This is a genomic window from Flavobacterium frigoris PS1 (assembly GCF_000252125.1).
GTDB classification, from domain to species: domain Bacteria; phylum Bacteroidota; class Bacteroidia; order Flavobacteriales; family Flavobacteriaceae; genus Flavobacterium; species Flavobacterium frigoris_A.
Genome location: NZ_AHKF01000025.1, coordinates 29653 through 45836 on the forward strand (window position 1 = coordinate 29653; position 16184 = coordinate 45836).

The 16184-nt window shown below is 35.9% G+C and carries 17 protein-coding genes; 2 read left to right on the forward strand and 15 right to left on the reverse strand.

The window, feature by feature from the left end; genetic code table 11:
* Positions 1–9: 9 nt before the first annotated feature.
* The 15 genes from traN to HJ01_RS15375 form a co-directional block, all read right to left on the reverse strand.
* A complete protein-coding gene (traN, locus tag HJ01_RS15305; RefSeq protein WP_007139393.1) occupies positions 10–855 on the reverse strand; it encodes a conjugative transposon protein TraN in 846 nt (281 codons plus the stop codon).
* An 11-nt stretch (positions 856–866) separates the two neighbouring features.
* Positions 867–2150, reverse strand: coding sequence for a conjugative transposon protein TraM (traM, locus tag HJ01_RS15310; RefSeq protein WP_238531097.1), 1284 nt, complete (start codon positions 2148–2150; stop codon positions 867–869).
* 82 nt (positions 2151–2232) lie between these two features.
* Positions 2233–2679 (reverse strand): hypothetical protein, encoded by a 447-nt coding sequence (locus HJ01_RS15315; protein ID WP_040474046.1) that lies wholly within the window; start codon positions 2677–2679, stop codon positions 2233–2235.
* 13 nt (positions 2680–2692) lie between these two features.
* Positions 2693–3313 carry a conjugative transposon protein TraK gene (traK, locus tag HJ01_RS15320; protein ID WP_007139395.1) on the reverse strand — a complete coding sequence of 207 codons (621 nt, stop codon included), beginning with the start codon at positions 3311–3313 and terminating at the stop codon, positions 2693–2695.
* Between the two features lie 18 nt (positions 3314–3331).
* Positions 3332–4528 (reverse strand): conjugative transposon protein TraJ, encoded by a 1197-nt coding sequence (traJ, locus tag HJ01_RS15325; protein WP_007139396.1) that lies wholly within the window; start codon positions 4526–4528, stop codon positions 3332–3334.
* A gap of 12 nt (positions 4529–4540) precedes the next feature.
* Positions 4541–5176, reverse strand: a complete 636-nt coding sequence (locus HJ01_RS15330; protein ID WP_007139397.1) for a hypothetical protein — start codon at positions 5174–5176, stop codon at positions 4541–4543.
* The gene (locus HJ01_RS15335; RefSeq protein ID WP_007139398.1) at positions 5176–5802 is read right to left on the reverse strand and encodes a hypothetical protein; all 627 of its coding nucleotides are present in this window, start codon (positions 5800–5802) and stop codon (positions 5176–5178) included. The genes HJ01_RS15330 and HJ01_RS15335 overlap by 1 nt, the downstream gene beginning before the upstream one ends.
* Positions 5803–5814: 12 nt before the next feature.
* Complete coding sequence (locus HJ01_RS15340; RefSeq protein ID WP_007139399.1) at positions 5815–6507, reverse strand: hypothetical protein; 693 nt, start codon at positions 6505–6507, stop codon at positions 5815–5817.
* Positions 6508–6562: 55 nt separating this feature from the next.
* The gene (locus tag HJ01_RS15345) at positions 6563–9037 is read right to left on the reverse strand and encodes a TraG family conjugative transposon ATPase (protein ID WP_040474052.1); all 2475 of its coding nucleotides are present in this window, start codon (positions 9035–9037) and stop codon (positions 6563–6565) included.
* Between the two features lie 36 nt (positions 9038–9073).
* Positions 9074–9394 carry a DUF4133 domain-containing protein gene (locus tag HJ01_RS15350; RefSeq protein WP_007139401.1) on the reverse strand — a complete coding sequence of 107 codons (321 nt, stop codon included), beginning with the start codon at positions 9392–9394 and terminating at the stop codon, positions 9074–9076.
* 12 nt (positions 9395–9406) lie between these two features.
* On the reverse strand, positions 9407–9745 hold the full coding sequence (locus HJ01_RS15355; RefSeq protein ID WP_007139402.1) for a DUF4134 domain-containing protein: 339 nt from the start codon (positions 9743–9745) through the stop codon (positions 9407–9409).
* Between the two features lie 135 nt (positions 9746–9880).
* Complete coding sequence (locus tag HJ01_RS15360; protein WP_007139403.1) at positions 9881–10360, reverse strand: hypothetical protein; 480 nt, start codon at positions 10358–10360, stop codon at positions 9881–9883.
* Between the two features lie 180 nt (positions 10361–10540).
* Positions 10541–11746: a hypothetical protein gene (locus HJ01_RS15365; RefSeq protein WP_007139404.1), complete on the reverse strand. Its 1206-nt coding sequence runs from the start codon at positions 11744–11746 to the stop codon at positions 10541–10543.
* 50 nt (positions 11747–11796) lie between these two features.
* The gene (locus HJ01_RS15370; RefSeq protein ID WP_007139405.1) at positions 11797–12669 is read right to left on the reverse strand and encodes a helix-turn-helix domain-containing protein; all 873 of its coding nucleotides are present in this window, start codon (positions 12667–12669) and stop codon (positions 11797–11799) included.
* 316 nt (positions 12670–12985) lie between these two features.
* The gene (locus tag HJ01_RS15375) at positions 12986–13681 is read right to left on the reverse strand and encodes a hypothetical protein (RefSeq protein ID WP_007139406.1); all 696 of its coding nucleotides are present in this window, start codon (positions 13679–13681) and stop codon (positions 12986–12988) included.
* Between the two features lie 333 nt (positions 13682–14014).
* Here HJ01_RS15375 and HJ01_RS15380 point away from each other — a divergent pair, with 333 nt between their 5' ends.
* Positions 14015–15694 (forward strand): helix-turn-helix domain-containing protein, encoded by a 1680-nt coding sequence (locus tag HJ01_RS15380; protein ID WP_007139407.1) that lies wholly within the window; start codon positions 14015–14017, stop codon positions 15692–15694.
* Positions 15695–15783: 89 nt separating this feature from the next.
* Positions 15784–15960, forward strand: coding sequence for a histone H1 (locus HJ01_RS15385; protein ID WP_007139408.1), 177 nt, complete (start codon positions 15784–15786; stop codon positions 15958–15960).
* Positions 15961–16184 lie beyond the last annotated feature (224 nt).

Sequence of the window (16184 nt, forward strand, 5' to 3'; positions counted from 1 at the left end):
GATTACTAATTATAGTTTAGGAAGGACCGTAAGCCTCAAAAGCTTTGTATTTTTAAGTTGTAGCTCAATGTGCCTGCCTCCATTCTTTTCCATAAGTTGGATTACTAAGTGTTTTTTATCTGGAATCGTAAACTTGGGTAACGCAAAAACAGTTGTTCCCTCAGATTCGCCATTAATTGTACTTAAGTAATTGTGAGTAAGAATTGGTATAATTTCTATTTCTTGCGATGCGGTTCGCTTTATTTTTCTGCTGTCGCGAATAAAAAATCGAAGCTGGTCTATATCATAATTTATTCTAGAATTGTTCACCACTCTTGTCTTATAATAAAGTATATCATCTCGTATATAGATTCCGTTTAATTGGAATTTAATCTCATACTTTTTCTTCATAGCACCAGCTATCTTATTCTTATGATAAAAAGCTAATTTGGAATAATTAATTAATTCCTCCTCGTTATCGCTCTGCTCTGAAAAGTAAATTTCAGGACTTTTTGACTTTACCTTGTCCATACTAAGGTTCAATTGTGGCGACTCCTCATCATAGTTTACCACAAACGAATACAGCTTTGCATCTGCTGTGATCACCGTAAGGTTGGTCTGGTCAAACCCTTGCTGTGCCGCTTTAATATGCAATATGTTTTCCATCCCTTTCGCCTTCTGGGCTAAAACATCTTGACTTCCCTTGTCTACACTTTTAATAGTATAAGGAAACACGATAGTTGTAGTTTTTGAATACCCAATATATAGGGAATCTGACTCCATTTCTGCAAAATGATTTCTTTCCGTTTGCTGAGCAAAGGCTCCAATAGATACAACCCATAAAAATCCCATAAGTAATACATTAATTTTTTTCATGTTATTAGTTTTTAGTTTGATTCACTTTCTTTTTGGTTGTCATCGCGAAGTAATACTTGATAACCCGCCTTTAAAACCACTTTAACCAATTTTACTTTTTTGCTTAATAGGCTTTTTGCCGCCTCTATTCCTGCTCCCGCAGCCTTTGCTCCCCAAGAATCATCAAGAGTCCCCATTCCTATGTTCTGCATGGAACGATCAGCAGTTGTTTTAGCAACATCTCGATTAATAGTACCCGGAATATAAATCCCCTCCAATCCGTCCATATCGTAAACAGAAAGTGCTACTGGATACAAGGAAGTATTGTACCTAAGACTATTTATTTTGACAGTCAGTCGCTCCCCCTTTAAAGAAGCTATTCCAAACATAAAATTGTCTTTTGGTATCTCAACACCATTAATATAAATAGCACTAGTAAGCCTTAATTTTACAGTAGCCCCATTAACGATCGTTTGCGTTTCATGAATAACAGCTGGTACTGTATTTTGAACATCGACAGTACCTCCATTTTCATCCAAAGAATAAAATCCATTACGCTTGGATTGGCCATCAATTAAAAGATTATTTTTGGGCATGCTTTGTAATGAAGAAGCTATCTCTTCCATCGATTTGGAGCTGATCGTAAATACTTGTCCCCGATTTTCTTTCGAAACTTTTCTAAGTCTTTCCTTTACTCTATCAGGATGCTGAATATCAAGTATGTTTTCAAGCATTCCGCTAAGTTGTTTTAATTCAGGGTCTTCAATTTCTTTCTGCTCATTCATAGAACTCATCATTTGTCCTAACCTATCAATGTCGTCGGAATGCATATCTGATGTATTTGATATTACATTTTTACTCGAACCTTGATTTTGACCTGCAATTATAGTTGGGCTATCTATGGCCTTTTGTAGTGCTTCAAGTTTTTTATGAATCTTTTCTTCGTTTAAATCACGATACATAGCTGTATTTAATCCGCTGCGTCCATCGCTCTGCCTACTTTCTTTAAAAGTTGTATCCTCAGTAATTTCTGCTATAGCCCCATGAAAAGATTGCCTTAGATAATTCGGATCATTCTTAATGAGTTCATCCAACTTTGCTGAATCAATAGCAGCTTGTTCATAGTAATTCATCTTATCCAAGAACAGTCCATCTTTCAGGTTTGCATCAGGAAGCTTGGTATTAAAGCCTTTTTTTTCTGCTGTTTCTAAAGTGGAGGCATTCATTTCACCACCTCCTAGTATCCAAAACAGACATGTAATAAAGGGTAGCACCAAGAGCGGGAGCACTAGCAGCATCTTGCGCTGCCTTTGCATTTTTAGTGATTCGGTTTTATGTTCCATATTATTTATTTTTAAATTGTGAGCTTTAATAATTCTCTACTACTACAAGGCTATCCTACAATCCAAGGCGGAACCTTAGAATGCTGTCCTGTACTCTTTTGCCAGTGGGACTGCGTCCTAAACTATCCATATATACTTGGAAACGGAGAAATCTTTCTAATTCCGTTTTGCTTAATGAGCTATTAAGTTGATTTTGTTTAGAATCGAATACTACTCTATTTGTTGGCCTACTGATCGGGCTGCGCTCTATGCTCTTGGAATCATTTCCATTGAGACTATCCACAATCAGATAAACATTGCCACCAACTGTAAATACTACAAAACAAAACAGTATTAGAATCCAACTTTTAGCCGATAAATGTGCCGTCTTCCGCTCCAGCCACACAACGCATTTATGCTGTAGCCAAAGATTAGCCTCATCGAATCGTTGGAATAAATAGCGCTCTTTACACTTAACGTCTTCAGCGCATTTCTTGCTCTTTCTTTTGAATGTGAATTTCATAATCCATTCTTTTTTATTTTCTGTTCTTTGTACTTAAATCTCGATTCTCAATAGTGCTCCAGCGCTCAATTAAAAAGCCATGTGGATTGTTGTCGCTTCGGGACACATTTCGAAGATTGCCCTCTGTTATTAGATTCCGATGAGCAATACTTGTAGGCCGTATTATGTTTTGGGTAGCATAGCAACGGAACTGATAGGGATAGGCATTAATGTCAATTGTTACGCTATCCACAACTATGGTTTGACTAACATTTCCTGATATGATACCAGAATAATATCCGTTTTCCTTTAAGTCATCATATACTCTTTTTGCACTATCATCTGCTAGATAAAGCGCCTTAGTAACATTAATTTTAATTACTTTATCGTCAGGGTCTAGACTGAAAAACAGCGTATGAAACGTCTTTACATGATCCTTTGCTTCAACTGGAATGTTTTCCTTTCGATCAGATGAAAAGGCTTCAAGTGCTTTTCCATTGGCAAGTATATATACCTTATCCTGCATTTGAGAAACCAGACTAAAACTTTTGTAAAGAGCAAAGCAGCATAGGACAACACATCCAATTACAACTAGCATCGTAAAGCTCCGAACATATCGAAAAGCCGTGTCAATATTTTTCATTTTACTAAACATGATATTTCAGTTTATTGATTAAGAATTACCTTTTAATTTATCCCCCATATAACCATTCTTATCTTTGAAATAAGGAGTTGAACTACTAGATCCAGACATACTTTGAGACATCCTTCCTGCCGCATTACCCATCGCATCTGCCATCATACCAGTACCAGTAGAAACACTACTTATTGCAGAATTTGTAGAATTACTGAAGATCGTAGTTACCTTTTGACTCAATGCTCCTCCACCACCCGCATGGACTATATAATTGGCTACTGAGGGAACTGTAAAATAGCCAACAATCCCTATAATCATGAACACTAAATACGCCATATCGGTTCTACTAAAGAAAGTATCTCCGTAATCATTTACTTGGGCGATATCTAATTGTAACATCTTCTCTTGTATTTTTCCGATGATGCTACCGAAAATATTAGCAACTGGAAGCCATAGATAAATATTGATGTACCGCGCCAGCCAAACGGTCAAAGTATGTTGAAATCCATCAAATACAGCAATCCCAAATACTAAAGGACCTAGTATGGAAAGCACCACAAGTTGAAAAGTACGCAGGGTGTCGATACACAATGACGCTGCTTCAAACAAAACCCTTAATACTTCGCTCATCCATTCTTTAACCGAATTGCGGAAATTAAACGATGCCTTTGCCATGGCAAATTTGACATCGCTGCCTATCCCCTCAATCATTCCTTCGTTATCTGGATTTGCATTGTCGTGTGTATATTTATACCATCGATCCTGATCACCATTTCCTGATTCCCCAACATACATCTGCCAGGAGTTGGTACTTTTAATGGCTTCCTCTTTCTTTTGAAGCAATAACCCAATAGCCTTATTAGAGCCTTCCACCATCGAAGCAGTTGCTGTAACGGTAGGCTTCATTACTCCGTTGATCAAGTTCAAGACCGAAGGAAAAATCATAATACAGAAACCAATTGCAAAAGGCCGTAGCAGCGGATAAAAATCTATCGGTTCTGCACTGGCGATATGCCTCCATACTCTTGATCCGATATACCAAATAGCTGCAAAACCGGCTATGCCCTGTCCTACTCCCAGTAAATTGTTACACAAAGGCATCATTTCATCGTAGAGCTGATCAAGAACTCCATGTAAACTGTTCATGTCGGACGCTATGCTTTGCGCCTTGCTCCCAAAGGGCAATACAATTCCTAGGGCTGTAAATAATACTCCCTTGCTTCTCTTTGCCATCTTTATTTTTATTTAGTTATCTGTCTTATAAATACTGCGCATTACCCGCACATCATTGCGTTCTTTTGCACGCTGAATCGCCAATACTGTAGTGTTGTTATTAAAGCTTCGAAGAAATAAAAGTTTGTCCTGCATATCAGCATAAACCTTGTCAATCGCTGTGAGTCTTTCCTCATCGGTCATTCTTAATGTATTGGCGGTAATAACCGTTACCAATTCGTCCAAATTCCTCAAGCTCTGATTTAGTAGATTACTATATACGTTTGAGAAATAGGCTATTTCAGCAGGACTGAAATTCCCACTATTCCTGAAGCCTTCAAATGCGGACTTATATTCTTTTACCAAAAGCAATTGATATTTCACAATCTCACCGACTCTTCTGTAGTTCCGTACTGTGGGACTTACTTGCATTAAGGCATCAAGGAATGTTTCATGAAGGCTGAAATTACCCTGTGACAATTCTTTAATTGTATTATAACCACCACTCAGGATCTGATATCCCTTTTTCATATCTGTAAGAATCTGCTTGAATTGCGCTAACTTTTCTATGTTCAATAGCAACTGTTGCATTTCCTGTGATTGGGCTGCAAGCCTAGGTGGAAAAAATAAGCTCAGGAAAAGAGTCCCAATAATTAGTATCTTTTTCATTAGAAATTGGTATTTATGCCATTCAAGTCACGGCTTGTTTTCAGATCTTTCTTTTCTTTGGCTCTCGACAACACCATCAATCTTGTTTGCTTAGTAAAGCTTTCACCAAAACTGTAATTCTCCAACATATTCCGATACAAGGCATCAATGCGTTTCATTCGCTCCTCTTCTTTCATTTCAAGTTCACCATCCGTCACTATGGTTAAGAGTTCTTCTAAATTTCCATCACAATTCTCAATTAGACGATCCACTACTCTTTTGATATAGGCTATTTCATTGCCATGAAAAAGATCATCCCATTGCACTTGTTTAATAATGAAACTTGAATTTTTGATGATTTTTAGTTGAACAGCTATAATCTCTCCCACCTTTGCATATGTTTTTATTTTCGGATTAACTGTTTTCAGCGAATTGAAATAATCGGAGTGAAGATTAAATTCTCCTCGTTTGAAATCACCAATTGTCGTTAGCCCCTTTTTGGCTTCCGAATATCCTTTTTGCGCATAATCAGTATAGACCTTTAAAGCAGCTATTTGCTGCAACAATACTTTTCTTTGCTTTAGCTGTCCATAAAGATCAGTCATCATCAAAGCTGTCAATAGTAAAAACAGAAATAACTTTTTCATAGCTTTATTGTTTTAGTTCGGGATGCCATAAAATTTCTTAATAGCATCTGCGTCATGCTTCGTTTTCGCTCTTTGCAGACTAAGTTGCCTATTTTGCCTATTGAATAATCTAAGATCATCATAGTTGGCATCAATCTGATCAGCGGCTGTATTGATGATTTCCAATCTTTTGGCATCACTCATTTGGATCGTAAAGGAATCAAGAATCAGAAAAATCTGATCGATATTATTTAAACTCTCGTTTAATATACCCGAATACACTTTATGCATATACTCCAATTCTGTCACATTAAAATGTGGGTCTTGTCTAATGAGGTCCCAAGCTCTTTCATATTCATTCACGAGCCGTACTTGTTTTTGCGTAATATCCCTAATTCGCTGGTAATAACTAATTATTGATTTAACTTTCATTAGCTCCTCGTAGTAATTCTTATACAAGTCTTTTTGTTTCTGTGTCCACTGCGAAATATCATCTAGTTTTAGTTTGGAAAGCGTATTCTCCAGTTTCTTGTGTGCATTTTGAAGCCAGATGGTTTTATTCTGCAACCGCTGTATTCGCAAGTCTATCGCCAAAATCACTTTTTTAATTGCGGCAGTTATCACTCCAACTATAGGCAAAGCAACAACTGCTTTTGCAGGCCTTGCGGGGCTACTGACCAGCAGTAGACAAAGCAAACACAAGCTTATTTTTCTCTTTGTTTTCATAATGCATTTAATTTAGGTTTGTCTTCTCCTCTATTAGAGCGTTATAGTCTCTTTTTCATCCTTTTGCTTCCTCTCGCAAGTCAGCAGCCAATGCAGCAATTCCCTTTTGAATATCGCCTCCAAACATTTTTGTGTAGGATTGGACTTTTAGTTTTTCCGTTTCTTCAGTAGTATAGGCGAGATATTCTTCTAAGGATACTTCGGTTCGGTATACTTTAGAAAGCATACCACCCAAGGAAATAAAAACTTCCTTGTATTTATTATTGGGATCATTGGCTTTATTTACTGATAACACCAATGCTTTTTCTTTTTCTGTGAGTCCCAATAGTTCCTGAATTTGCTCAAATTTGTTTTGATACTTACTCTGATCCAGTAATATCTTGCAGTCGCTATTATTGATGATCGCCTGCTTCACTACTGGTGAAGAAATGATATCTTCCACTTCTTGGGTAACCACGATTGCCTCTCCAAAAAATTTCCGAACAGTTTTAAATAAATACTTAATATATTCAGCCATACCTTCCTTAGCAATAGCCTTCCATGCTTCTTCAATTAATATCATTTTACGAACTCCTTTTAGCTTTCGCATTTTACTAATAAACAGCTCCATTATGATAATGGTAACCACTGGAAAAAGTATCGGATGATCCTTAATATTGTCTAATTCGAAAACAATAAATCGCTCTTGTAACAAGTCTAAATTTTCTGTTGCATTGAGCAGATAGTCAAACTCCCCACCTTGGTAATACGGTCGCAATACGTAGAGAAAATTATTCACATCAAAATCCTTTTCTTTGACCTTGTCCCCTTCCAATACTTTTACAAAATCCTCTTTTAAAAAGTCATAGAAGGTGTTAAAGCTGGGAAACAGCTGTAAATTGACAGCCAGCTTTTCATAATACAGTTGTAAAGCATTCGATAAGGCTACATATTCAATTCGATTAAAGGTCTCATCGTCTTTTTTCCAAAGCGCCAAGAGCAAGGTTTTAATACTTTCCTTTTTCTCTGTATCCAAAGCATCACCATCACCAATGTAAAATGGATTGAATTTGATTGGATTCTTTTCATCATAGGTAAAATAGTACCCTTTTACCATATCACACAATCCTTTGTAACTATGCCCTACATCAACAAGCACTACATGAGTTCCTTGCTCGTAATAGCTTCTGACCATATGGTTCGTAAAAAAAGATTTTCCACTTCCTGAAGGTCCCAGAATAAACTTATTGCGATTAGTACAAATACCCATCTTTACTGGTTCATCGCTGATATCAACATGTACGGGCTTTCCTGTCAAGCGATCACCTAGTCGGATTCCAGTGGGGCTTAACGAAGAACGATAAGCTGTTTCGAGATTCAGAAAGCAACTTGCTTGCTCCACAAACGTATCAAAGCTATCGTTCATCGGAAAATCAGCTGCATTTCCTGGAATCCCTGCCCAATAAATCTGGGCAGCTCCTACCGTTTCCTGTTTTGCAGCTGCATCCATTTGTACTAAAGCAGAAGAAACTTTGTTTTTAATCCCTTTCAATTCTTCTTTTCGATCGCTCCAAACCAATACGTTGAAATGTGCTTTAACTGGTAACCGTTGCTGACTAATCGCTTCATTAAGAAAATCATTTGTAGCATCCCGAGCAATTAAGTTCTCTCTGCTATAAGCCGATAAAGATTGTAACCGTAACCTTTTACTTTCTAATTTCTGCAAAGTCTTTTGGAAATCCTCTATAAAAATATACTGATTATAAATATGATTGCATGAAAGCAGCTGACCCAATTTTGAGGCAAAACCAACGCTAAATTTGGTTCTGTCAGTTGAATACCGGTCATAATTAATTCTAGAACCGCATAGCGCAGGTAAATCGGCTGCGTCCCCTAAAGTATATACCTGGCAATGTTTGTCACCCACCTGTAAACCTTCGTTGAAAGCAATGTCATTAAATTCAAAGGAATCCGGTTTCTCAGACAAGCAGCAATAGCGTTCTATAACGCCAATTTTCCTACTATGACTTCGCAACTCATCATTGCCCAGACGCTGCAGTTTTACAAAGCCACTGTCTTCCAATATTCGCTTGAATTGCCCTGTACTATCGACAAAATCTTGACGTAAACTTTCCTTTAACGTTTCTTCAGGCACGATTGAGGGCCTAATTAAATTAGAAAACAAGGAACTGGACGTCTTTCTTCCCCCTGGTTTTTTAGTCAAGAAAATGTAGCATGAATGGTCTAAAAAAGGACGTTCATTAAAGAATCGTTCACTGCAGCGACTAAGAAAACTATGGTCATCATTTTCAAAATGCGGTTGATGCTTACTATCGATGAACCAGTCTTGCTTGTGAAAAACGCTAAATTTCGGCAATAACTTTATGGCCTTCACCCACGCTTGGTGAAATGACTCATACTCCTGATCAGATAGCGTAAATATTTCTGGTAGTTCTGCTTTGAATACTACAGTAATGTCTCCCTGTTTGGATAGAATACAATCGTGTTCAATATCCATTAATGGCAAAATAGCCTCCATCGTTTTATCCATCATCATCTCAATTTAACTGTCTCTTCATTCCGTTCGCTATAGTTTTCGCATTTTAAAAACGCTCCTACTTTGAGTCTTGATTGCTTTAGGCAATTGTCTTTTCGCTAACTCTTTCATCATCCCAAACTCTCCGTACTTATGACTCATTTTATAAACTTTTACAACCATCACGGTTCCTCCAATACCTATAATTCCTAAGGAAATATAGGAGGGAAATCCGATTATATACATGATTGAAAAAAGGATCATTAATACTACTATTCCTGCTCCAAAATACCAAATGTATTGCGCTTTTAAACCTTTGAATTCGATACTTTTATTGATTCCTTTGTTGATATGATATACCGTATTTTCCATATTTATAGCGTTTTAAACTCCAAAAAATGATTTTATCACGGTGGCAACTACAACTAGAAAAACACAGCTGCCAAACCAGGCCGCCGCTACTTTTCCCGTATCAGGATCACCCGCATTCCATTTCTGATATACCTTAACGGCGCCGATCAGCCCAAGTAATGCACCAATAGCATACATCAATTGGGTACCTGCATCAAAATAACTCCGTACTTTTTGGTTCGCTTCATTGATTCCCGCAAGCCCATCTTGTCCATATCCTTGATAGCTGAATACTAGCAATACCAAAATGCTAACACCGATAATTCTATTTTGTCGGTTCTCTTTCTTTAAATTCCTGATGCACTTCTTCATAATACCTTGTTTTATAGTTCAAATCATTAAAAATAATGCAGAGCATGCCACTGTCTCAATTTCTCATTCCTGTCACATTAAGCCATACCGCACTGAAACGGACAGGGGCAATTCCTCCACAATCTTTTATTATTCTTATTCATTTTCGTTCCATAATTCTTCTACCTCTACCTGACTTAAACTTATAAAATCTAGCTTATTGCATTCTGAGATTATCATTTCACTGACTGAGGATCTAAAGGGGGAGTTTTTAATAGATGGAAACTCACAAAGGAGCAAACTGAGATAACTCTGAAACTCTGTTTTGACTAATTTTCTTTGAGCTGCCTCTTTTACAACATTTTTCAATCCTTCTACAAAAGCATCTATATTAATAATAGATTCTTCTGGCTCTCCAAATGATGGCTGCAATGAAGTATCAGTAAAAGTTTGCGGCTGAACTACATCATAATGAATTTCTAAATCCTTACTCCTGCAATTCCGAATGGTCCACTTTCCTGTCACAATTTCTTTGATCTCTACAAAATAAAATCGCAATCCAATAAATAAATACCAACTTGCCAATAGCAATACAATCACAACGATGTAATTGCCCCATGAAATGTTTGTAAACATAGTTTCATAATTAAATGTTCAACTTCCTTTTTTTATTTCCATCGAACACTATAAAAAATAAATGTTTGATTTCATAAGTCAAAAGAACAATTAGTTAACTTTCTTCACAAGTACAACTTTAAGTTGTACCCTTTAGTACCCGTGGTCAACAGACCATATATCACACTTTACACACGGAATTTAGTAGCTATTTATTTTTGTGATCATCTTCTCTAACGTGCGAATTGCTACTACTTTATCACGGTCTTCTGCATTGTATGACTTGCTTCTTACAGATTGATAAGAAAGCTCTTTTTTAAAAGGAGTAGATAAATAAGGAACAATACTTTTAAATACCTGACTCATGGAGCGGGCTTTTACGACACGAGATTCATCTGCAGCTCTCAATATAAGAGCTATCTGATCACACGATAAATCACATTCCATTTTAAGATTGGAATCTATTTTCGCTACGTCACTTTGAGGAGTTGTAACGATAGCAGCTTCTTCTTTGGTTTTTAATTGCTGTTCCAAGTAGCGAATTTCATGTTGAAACCAAGTATTTAAAACCTCTTTCAAATGAGGCTCTTGCGGGTCAAACATTCTTTTGGGCTTGCAATAGAGCTGCCCAAATTCTTTGTAAATAAGTAATATAGCGGCCAACCTCTCTCCAACTGTAGTATAGTGATCGAGCTGGAGCATAATCCTATTCTTAAGATAAGAACTGTATTCCTGACAATTAAAATTAAATGCTATCAATATTTCATCTGCTGCCGAGTATATAGTACTTTTTACAACTGGTAACGCATCATTAGCTAAGGCGTTCAATAGTTCCTTTCTATACACTATTTCCCTGTAAGTGCTTTTGTGCGTGTACTCAGATGTCAATTTTTGGTAAAGTTTTGCAATTACAATTTGTAAAGGTTCTTCTGTACTAGAAGGATCCTTAGAAATATTTTTTTTTAAAACTTCTAGTTTGGACAGAATTTCTCTTTTGGAGACTATTTGATAGGTGATGGGAACACGCTCATCCAAACTAAGGTACTTGTAAAAACGGTTTTCAACAAAAGATATCAAATCCTCTAGCACATTAATAACGGTAGCACCGATAATACAAAGATGGGGTTCTCTAAAAAAATCATGCTGCTGGTTTTCAATGCTACAATCTAAAAGGTAAATGAAACTGGAATGGTATTTTCGAACTAAATGCCGAAATTGCCTCTTTTTTCGAATCGAAAAAATTTCTTCCTTAATCTGGATCTGAATCCTACGAGATTCTTTTAAAATATGGGCAACGAGTTCCTTGCTTTCAGCAATGGTTATGGATTGCAGTGCTCCACTCCTTGCATTAAGTTCCTGTACTATTAAACAATCGAACCATTCTAAGGGGTATTTTGTTTGCATCATAGAATTGTTTTTATTGGTTTTGAAAAACAATTGATTGGGGAGAAATAGATCTACTTGCTTATACTGCTTCGGTAGACCGTCGGTGATTTTCCAACATGCTTTTTAAAAAAGGTACTAAAAGCGGAAGGACAGTTGAATCCCAAATATTCTGACAAGAAATTTATTGTAATTTGGTCGTCTTCAAGTGCATTTTTCGCCTCCATGATAAGGGTTTCTTCAAGGATTCTTTTTACTGACTTCCCTGTAGTATGTTTAACTACCTTATTGAGATGACCAGGGGTTACATATAAAACGCCTGCGTAAAATTTTACGCTGTGCTGCTCTTTAAAATGAATGGCAAGAATATTTAAAAATTGAATGGTCAAATTTTCATTTCTTGTAAAACTCAAGTGGTAATCACTCACAAAATGCCCATAAATACAACGGAGTTCATATAAAAAGAGATTAAAACTAATACGCTGCAACTCTGTTGCTACATGCCGAATCGCTTTATCACTGTTCACTTGATACATCAACTTATAGATTAGCGATACCACTAAATAACTTTTAAGATCTAAACTCACCTTTCCAATACTTTTACCACTAAGAAAATAAAAAGCGTCAAGAAGGGCTTGCTTATTACAATTTTCTATCGCAAAGGCTGTACTGAAGGAAAGGTAGAATAGTTTTAGCTGAGGATCCGTGTCTAAAATGACTAAAGGTGACCCTTTAGAAAGGACAACTAAATCATGGGCGAACAGCTCCAAAAAAACGTCATGAAAAGAAATTCTTAGACTGCCTGATTTTATAAGTAGTACAGCCGTATTACTTATAAGGAAAGCTTCATGCCCCACTTTTTTAAGCGTACAATCTTTTAGAATTTGAACATCTAGGCCTTTAACTGGAAGTTCATTTAAATCGATATGTAGTAAAGTCATTATCATAATTCACTCGTTTCAAATAAAAAGGAATACTGGCAAACTAAAGTCGTACTAATCGTTCTTATTTGATTTTTCGACAACAATCAAAAAAATGAAATACAGATTCATCAGGGTTGCTACAAAAAGTAAATACCCCATCGTTTGAGTACTCACGTTTTTCTTGCGACCGTTAAACCAATAGCCAACTATTTCATCATAGCTTAATAAATCTATAATGAAACAGAGACTAATGAGGTTAAATATGACCAACACTAAAGAAAAGTAAATGGGTAATTTCATCAGTAACAAGGACATTTTTTGTTATAAAAAGATTAACTGATTATAAGTAATAGCGCAGAAGGGCGATTACAGAAATGAGTGAAGCCTGAAAAGGATGAAACCCTGATGCTATTTTTTTGTTCCCAACGGAAATTTCCCAATCTCGATCTTTATGTCCCCCTTCTGCATCAAGTGCATATCTGGTAACTGCGGTGATTCCTAAAATTGTTTCCAATTCGTTTCTTGTTAGATTAGTAGAATCCAATATCCCAGCTTCGTACGTGGTGATGAAATCATACAATAGGCTGTACTCTGCTTCCTTATTTTGAATGAGAGATACAAAAAAACCGAGTAAACTACTTTCCGCAGCTTCGCTCAAGGTACCTGCAGCTAGTATTGATGTAACCACAGTTTCAGGATTATTTATACTAATACTAATACCGTCTTCCGTAATCAATATATTGCTTTTACCAAAAACATCGGGAGCTTTCAACTTTGCTCCCATATAATTTACTTGGGTCGCTAAATCTTGAATAGTTTTAGAATATCCATGAATCTGATAGTAGTCCGAAAGCCAAATACCATATTTTTTCCCAACTTCATCGTAAGGATTAGCATCATTTGCTGGACCCAATTGTTTCGATACACTTGCTTGCACAGAAACACTATTAACTTCTTCAACTGTATTTCCATATTCATCCGTAGAACAGGAAATCATTACTAAAACAACAAACAAACCTAAAAATAAATTTTTCATAATTATTAGTTATAAAATGTGACTGAGAATAATTTCTCTGTTCATCTACCCGGGTAAGCAGAACCTTTATTTAGCACGATGCTAAACTTTTTGCTTTTGAATTCGAAGCAAATCTATATGCTCTAAAGTACCCGCACAAGACTATAGTGGTGTGTTTTCACGATAATAACTATGGATTTTCACGAAATCCACACATTCTTTTTATTCCAATAAAACACTATTTATCAGTAGATTATAGTATTTTTGAAATACACTTTGTTGAAAAGATTCCAGTATCTATATCTGAATACACAAGGAGTGTTTCGCAACTACCCCGAATTTAATTGATGTACTATGAAGCCATTTTTTATACTAATGTTATTTGTACCCCTGTGGATACAATCTCAGAATACCTCGTTCAAAGTTCCAGACTCCATTCAAAATAAAGATTTTGCTTATTTGGAAGACCGAATAGACCAGTTTAAAAATGACAGTACCAGAGCTGCCATATACTTATTTACTTATATCAAAAAAGCGAAAAGGGAACACAACTGGCAGGAGCTTAAAAACGGCTATCAAAACTTAATGCACATGTCCCCTTCATCAATGCGGATAATTTACGCTGATAGCATGGTATATGCAGCAAAAAAGACAAAAGATAATGCTGCAATAGGTAGTGCGTTCTTAACCAAAGGAATAGTTTTGTTTTCCAATAAGAAATACAAAGAGGCATTAGATGACTATCTGATTGCTAACGAATATATAGCTAAAACAAATGATCAATACCTCATTTATAAAGTAAAATACAACATTGCTCAGCTGAAGAACAGCATGGGTTTTTTTGACGAAGGCATTTCTTTATTGAGAGAATGTGTAAACTACTATAAAAAGAATCATGACAGAGCATATCTGAATTCACTCCATTCTTTGGGACTGTCTTATAATAAAGTGGGGAATTACGGCTTGTGCTCCATAACTAACGAGGAAGGAGTCAAAGAAAGTGAAAAGCGTGCTAGTCCAGAAATGACCGTTTATTTTCAGCACTCAGAAGGTGTGAACCAATATTTTCTAAATAATTACCAAAAGGCTATTGATAATTTAAAAAGTACAATGCTTGAAATAGAAAGTAACAATGATTTTGCCAATGAGGCTGTAGGGAATTTTTATATTGGGAAAAGTTATTGGGAACTTAAAAAATATGAAACTGCCATCCCTTATTTTAAAAAAGTGGACCAGATTTTAAACAGCAAACAATTTATAAGAAGAGATTTATTAGAAACTTTTGTATTATTAATTAACTACTACAAAACAAAGAAAGAGGACAAGCTACATTTGTATTATATAGACCAACTACTTAAAGCAGATCATTTGCTCCTTGAAACTAACAGTTACCTCATATCCAAAGTGAGCAAGGAATATGATAATAAGAACATTTTGATTGAAAAACAAAAATTAGAGTCACAAGTAAATGGACAAAAATCCAACAACTTAATTTTTATTGTCCTTGTAACACTAATATTCTTAACCCTTCTTTTTGTAAGCTATCGCAACTTTAAAATCAAAAGTACGTACAAAAAAAATTATGACGCACTGATGAATAAAAGCTTCGAGCCTATAAAAGAAATCACCCCAATACAACATACTGGAATAGCTGACATCAATGCTGCAGCGGTTACTGAATTAATTAGGCAATTAGAAAAATGGGAACAAGGAAAGAAGTTCCTAGATAAAGAAATAACCTTAGTAAAACTAGCCGCTACTTTTAACTCCAATACTAAATATCTTTCTCTTGTTGTTTACCATCACCGCCATAAGAAGTTTGTTACCTACGTTAATGACTTGAAAATTGACTATCTGATCAACGCTCTTAAAGAAAGTAAACTTCTACAACAGTATACAAATAAAGCACTGGCTGAAGAAATCGGCTTTAGTTCTACCCAACGTTTTGCGAATGCTTTTAAGGCAAGAGCTAATATGCCTGCAGCTTTCTATATCGCACAACTTAAAAAAGAAGAAAAGAAAGTCGTAACATAAACAAGAGAACAACTCAAATTTTACACTCTACGTCGTCTAACGAGAGCATAAATTACTATTTTTACCTCTTAAATTTATAAAAAAATATCATGAAAGATTTAATCGAAAAAATCAACGCAGAATTTGAAACATTTAAAACCGAATCTGAATCACTAACTGAAAAAGGTGTTAAAGCAGCTGGAGCAAGAGCTCGTAAAGCAACTCTAGAGCTAGAGAAACTATTAAAAGAGTTTAGAAAAGTTTCTGTGGAAGAATCTAAAAAATAATATTTCCCTAAAAAAAACCTCGTTTAAATCTTTTTAAACGAGGTTTTTAGGTTTATCATGCCAATTAAATTTTAGGAGCCCTAGTTCAACAAATACCAGCAGCACTTTTCTATATTTTGTGGTACATATTACTATATAGAAAGCTTATCCTTTCTTTAACTGTTTTAGCCGGCCATGGTAAGACTGCCAAAAATTTCTCTTAGTAGCGTCGTTTAGGAAAGAAG

Coding starts and splice junctions, on each gene's coding strand:
- traJ (WP_007139396.1), bottom strand. CDS start 4,528: ATGGCAAAGAGAAGCAAGGGAGTATTATTTACAGCCCTAGGAATTGTA.
- HJ01_RS15345 (WP_040474052.1), bottom strand. CDS start 9,037: ATGGATAAAACGATGGAGGCTATTTTGCCATTAATGGATATTGAACAC.
- HJ01_RS15365 (WP_007139404.1), bottom strand. CDS start 11,746: ATGATGCAAACAAAATACCCCTTAGAATGGTTCGATTGTTTAATAGTA.
- HJ01_RS15360 (WP_007139403.1), bottom strand. CDS start 10,360: ATGTTTACAAACATTTCATGGGGCAATTACATCGTTGTGATTGTATTG.
- HJ01_RS15315 (WP_040474046.1), bottom strand. CDS start 2,679: ATGAAATTCACATTCAAAAGAAAGAGCAAGAAATGCGCTGAAGACGTT.
- traM (WP_238531097.1), bottom strand. CDS start 2,150: ATGCAAAGGCAGCGCAAGATGCTGCTAGTGCTCCCGCTCTTGGTGCTA.
- HJ01_RS15385 (WP_007139408.1), top strand. CDS start 15,784: ATGAAAGATTTAATCGAAAAAATCAACGCAGAATTTGAAACATTTAAA.
- HJ01_RS15340 (WP_007139399.1), bottom strand. CDS start 6,507: ATGAAAACAAAGAGAAAAATAAGCTTGTGTTTGCTTTGTCTACTGCTG.
- HJ01_RS15370 (WP_007139405.1), bottom strand. CDS start 12,669: ATGATAATGACTTTACTACATATCGATTTAAATGAACTTCCAGTTAAA.
- traN (WP_007139393.1), bottom strand. CDS start 855: ATGAAAAAAATTAATGTATTACTTATGGGATTTTTATGGGTTGTATCT.
- HJ01_RS15380 (WP_007139407.1), top strand. CDS start 14,015: ATGAAGCCATTTTTTATACTAATGTTATTTGTACCCCTGTGGATACAA.
- HJ01_RS15335 (WP_007139398.1), bottom strand. CDS start 5,802: ATGAAAAAGTTATTTCTGTTTTTACTATTGACAGCTTTGATGATGACT.
- HJ01_RS15355 (WP_007139402.1), bottom strand. CDS start 9,745: ATGAAGAAGTGCATCAGGAATTTAAAGAAAGAGAACCGACAAAATAGA.
- traK (WP_007139395.1), bottom strand. CDS start 3,313: ATGTTTAGTAAAATGAAAAATATTGACACGGCTTTTCGATATGTTCGG.
- HJ01_RS15350 (WP_007139401.1), bottom strand. CDS start 9,394: ATGGAAAATACGGTATATCATATCAACAAAGGAATCAATAAAAGTATC.
- HJ01_RS15375 (WP_007139406.1), bottom strand. CDS start 13,681: ATGAAAAATTTATTTTTAGGTTTGTTTGTTGTTTTAGTAATGATTTCC.
- HJ01_RS15330 (WP_007139397.1), bottom strand. CDS start 5,176: ATGAAAAAGATACTAATTATTGGGACTCTTTTCCTGAGCTTATTTTTT.